The organism is Kitasatospora sp. MBT63, from assembly GCF_000710465.2.
Lineage (GTDB): Bacteria > Actinomycetota > Actinomycetes > Streptomycetales > Streptomycetaceae > Kitasatospora.
In genome coordinates, this window is sequence record NZ_JAIZ01000499.1 from 1 (window position 1) to 1984 (window position 1984).

Consider the following 1984-nt stretch of genomic DNA (forward strand, 5'->3'; position numbering starts at 1 on the left):
CCGGCGCGCCCGCCACCAGGGCCCGGCCGCCCGGGCGGGCGGAGACCGGCCGCTGCGGCCGCGCCCCGGCGCCCACGCACTCCGGGCACTGGAAGCCCACCGCGGCGGCGGTCATGCACTCCGGGCAGACCGGCCGGCCGCAGCGCGTGCAGGCCACGCCGGTCTCCCGCTCCGGATGCCGGTAGCAGCCGCGCAGGCCGCCGCCACTGCCGGACCCCGGCCCCTGACCTGGCTCCGGGCCTTCGGACGAGCCGGAAAGCATCCGGTACCTCCACCTCATGACGGATCCCGGCCGCCCACCGCGAAGGGGGCGCCGGGACCGTCCAGGCTACGCCGTACCGGCTCAGCCGCGGGTGATGACCACGGACTCGATCACGACGTCCTCCAGCGGGCGGTCGCCCGGGCGGGTGGGCGCCTTGGAGATCTGCTCGACGATGGCCTGGCTGGCCGGGTCGACGACCTCGCCGAAGATGGTGTGCTTGTTGGTCAGCCAGGTGGTCGGCGTGACCGTGATGAAGAACTGCGAACCGTTGGTGCCCGGGCCGGCGTTGGCCATGGCGAGCAGGAACGGCTTGGTGAACGCGAGGTCCGGGTGGAACTCGTCGGCGAACTTGTAGCCCGGGCCACCGGTACCGGTGCCCAGCGGGTCACCGCCCTGGATCATGAAGTCACCGATGACGCGGTGGAAGATCGTGCCGTCGTACAGCGGCGCGTTCGACTTCTGGCCGGTGTTGGGGTCGACCCACTCGCGAGCGCCCTCGGCCAGCTCCACGAAGTTCGCCACCGTCTTCGGGGCGTGGTTCGGGAAGAGCTTGACCACGATGTCACCGCGGTTGGTCTTCAGGGTGGCGGTCAGGTCCTCGGCCACGGAATGCCTTCCTCTCTCCAGTGTCACTAACACCATGAATCATCCCACGCGACCCGCGGACGGCTCAGCCCGGCGTGCTCGGCGACAGAACAGCATGCATGATCTCCAAACAGGTGGAAAGGTGCATAAAGGATGCCACCGAGGAGGAGAAGCTCGTGACCCGTTTGGACTCAGCGCGCGACACCGCCGGCCGGACGAAGGAAACCCTCACGCCGTACGCCGTCACCGCCAAGGAGACCGCCCTGTACTACGCCGACGGGGCGAAGCAGCTGCTCGCACCCCGGATCGAGGCGCTCGGTCCGATGGCGGCGGCCGCCGGCGCCCAGGCCAGGACCGGCGCCGCCGACGCCGCGCACGCCGCCCGCACCCAGTACACCAAGCACCTCGCACCGCAGCTGGAGCACGCATTCGCCGGTCTCCCCCCGGGCGCCCAGCAGACCACGCTCAAGGCCGTGCACCGCGCCCAGGAGGCCGCGCTGGCGGCCAAGCTGGCCGCGGCCAGGACGGGCCAGCAGGCCAGGACCACACTGGTCCCCAAGGTCACCGAGGCGGTCGGTACGGCCAAGGCCACCGTCACCCCACTGGCCCAGGAGGCCCACACCAGGGGCACCGCGGCGCTGACCGCCCTGCAGGGGCACGTGACGGCGTCCGAGATCAGCGATCTGGCGGCGAAGAACATCAAGAAGGAGAACCGGCACGGCTGGGCCACCGGTCTCGCGGTGGCCGGCACCGTGGCCATCGGCAGCGGCGTGCTGATCTGGCAGTGGTACCGCAAGCAGAGCAACCCCGAGTGGCTGGTCGAACCCCCGGCGCCGCAGTCCGGCGGCGCGGCCACCGGCGCGGCCGGCTCCGCACCCGCACCGGCCGACGGCGACGCCACGCTGGTCAACGGGTCGACCCCGACGGGCTCTTCGGCGGGCGCCTCGGGCGGCCCGCACCACCGCCCGGCCGACCCGTCGGCCGCCGACGGCGCCCCGCACCCCGGCCCGGCCGAGCCGAAGCCCGGCGACGAACGCCCGAAGCCGCACGACCCGCGCAAACCGCACTGAGCCACCGCCTCCGGCCCGGCGCCCCGCAGCCCGGAGACGCGAAACGGCCGCCGACCTGACGGACAGG

At 73.0% G+C, this 1984-nt stretch carries 2 protein-coding genes and 1 pseudogene; 1 reads left to right on the plus strand and 2 read right to left on the minus strand.

Annotated features, from left to right (window positions below):
* Both AA75_RS52445 and AA75_RS26875 read right to left on the minus strand, forming a co-directional pair.
* Positions 1-262 (minus strand): annotated as a pseudogene (locus AA75_RS52445) (hypothetical protein); the annotation flags it as partial.
* A gap of 81 nt (positions 263-343) precedes the next feature.
* Entirely contained in the window at positions 344-868 is a 525-nt protein-coding gene (locus tag AA75_RS26875; protein ID WP_033822851.1) for a peptidylprolyl isomerase, read from the minus strand.
* 155 nt (positions 869-1023) lie between these two features.
* Here AA75_RS26875 and AA75_RS26880 point away from each other — a divergent pair, with 155 nt between their 5' ends.
* Positions 1024-1917: a DUF5324 family protein gene (locus AA75_RS26880; protein WP_051813453.1), complete on the plus strand. Its 894-nt coding sequence runs from the start codon at positions 1024-1026 to the stop codon at positions 1915-1917.
* Positions 1918-1984 lie beyond the last annotated feature (67 nt).